The sequence below is a fragment of the Bacillus sp. JJ1127 genome (assembly GCF_036965845.1).
Lineage (GTDB): Bacteria > Bacillota > Bacilli > Bacillales > Bacillaceae_G > Bacillus_A.
The window spans coordinates 1-2,019 of the sequence record NZ_JBALQK010000375.1 but is presented as its reverse complement, the minus strand read 5'-3'; the positions used below and the strand labels follow the sequence as shown (position 1 = coordinate 2,019).

Sequence of the window (2,019 nt, the reverse complement as noted above, 5' to 3'; positions counted from 1 at the left end):
TATATAGATATCTCATTGTCGAATTTTGCCGAATCACTACTCTATTTTATCCCGAATACAAAATCATCTGTAATTATAAAAAAGATTGACCATTCCAAAATTCACATAATTCTCACAAATAGATTAATAAAACGGTTACAATTTGGTTTATACTAAATTTACAAGTAATACTCCCTGATTGATCCAGCTTGTCTAGTTATACCCCGTTATAAATATACTGAAAAAAGAACTTGTAGCCTATCTACAAGTTCTTTTTATATACACAATATTCTGCTAAAATAATATCTCTTTACTATATTGCTTTCCTACTAATAAATCATATTGAAGTAGTTTATATTGACTCAACATTTCTTTTTGCTTGTCGCTTAAATTTTTTATTACTTTTCCATCTTGACTTATCTTTAGTTCGTCTCTGAGTACTGAGATTTCTTGATGTAACTTCGATAAGAATTGATAAAACGGTGATTTATTTAATCCCGCATAATCAAACACAAGGTTTGTGAAATAGATAGGACTTACCATTCCGTCTCCATACACGCCTCTATTATACATATAGCTTCTTAAGTATTCCTTAAAATATGGTTGAAATTTGTTTCACAGGGCATTACTGTAAAACCTCGCTGATGGAAGTTTCACTTTATGATATAATGCAATTATGTTTTGGATAGGCTTAATGATGTTAGGACTTTATCACGAAATAAATACAAAAGTAATGAACAAAGGAGATGCTTATTTTTGTTAGCCAAGTTTAAAAGTTTGCCTAAAGCGGTATATGTAATTTTGGCGCTTTCTTTTCTCCTGCACGTTTTTTGTTTAGTAAAACAACCAGGATTAGATGGAGAGCTAGTAAAAGTAACATATGGCGCGAACGATGCATTTAACTATTCGTTAACAGCTGAACAGTTATTAAAACATGGTGTATTTGGTTATGTATATTTAGAGCCTAGTGAAGTACCTGGGAAAAATGCATACATAACACCTGGTCAACCGCTATTATTAGCTGGCGCAATGATCATTTCTGACGTAACACATATTCCTTACTACTACGTAGCAACTGTCATTAACATGTTGCTCAATCTCGGTACAGTACTATTAGTATTTTTAATCGGAAAAGAGTTATTTGAAAAGAATATTTATGGAATTGTTGCAAGTATTTTATACGCTATTTATCCGAGTAACTATACATACTTCCGCACATTATTAACAGAAGTTCCTTCGATGTTCCTCTTGTGCTTAAGTGTGTATGTATTTGTTCTTGCGTGGAAGTACAATAAAGTGAAATTCCATATATGGTTCGGAGTTGTTGTATCTATTTTACTCATGTTCCGTCCAAATCCGGCTCCGATGCTGCTGATTCCTGTTCTTGTTGTCTTGTTTACATATGGATTCAAGGACTCTATTAAAATCGGCCTGTTATGGTTTATTGGGCCATTCTTTATCATTGGTGCATGGGTCGTTCGTAACTATTTAGCACTTCATCAATTTATTTTGTTCTCAACACAAGGTGCTGACCCATTAATTGCCGGCGCAGATCCATTTAACAAAATTGGTTACGAAAACGTAGTAAACCAAATGAAAGCAAATGGATTTACAGATAAAGGTGCGTATGCGAAAGAATTAATCAAAAATGGATTTAAGACAGATTTCACGTATTGGTTCTCTTGGTTTACTCTCGGGAAAACAATCGAGTTATTCAAAACGGCTCCTGCTGTAGATCAATACCGCATTCATAACTTTATGCAGCTTTGTCATAGAGTCTTTATTATCGGTACATTCTTAAGTAGTTTCTGCTTCATGCTGAACTCATTTAAACATAAGCGCGTAATGATGTTAGTAGCTAGTTGTGTTATCTACATCATATTCTCAAATCTATTCCTAGCAATTAACCGCTACGGATTCTTCATTAATCCTCTTATGTGCTTAATTCTTGCATACGGATTAGTTTATGTTACAACAAAGCTTCCATTTTGGGGCACAAACCGCGCGTAATATATGAATTCAAAAGAGGTTGTCCATTTT

1 protein-coding gene and 1 pseudogene are annotated in these 2,019 nt (G+C 33.6%); one reads left to right on the top strand and one right to left on the bottom strand.

Going from position 1 to position 2,019, the window contains the following annotated elements:
- Nucleotides 1-273: 273 nt before the first annotated feature.
- Nucleotides 274-525, bottom strand: a pseudogene (locus tag V7183_RS24690) (LTA synthase family protein); the annotation flags it as partial.
- 210 nt (nt 526-735) lie between these two features.
- Here V7183_RS24690 and V7183_RS24685 point away from each other — a divergent pair.
- Nucleotides 736-1,989, top strand: coding sequence for a glycosyltransferase family 39 protein (locus V7183_RS24685; protein ID WP_097899410.1), 1,254 nt, complete (start codon nt 736-738; stop codon nt 1,987-1,989).
- The last annotated feature ends 30 nt before the right edge of the window (nt 1,990-2,019 follow it).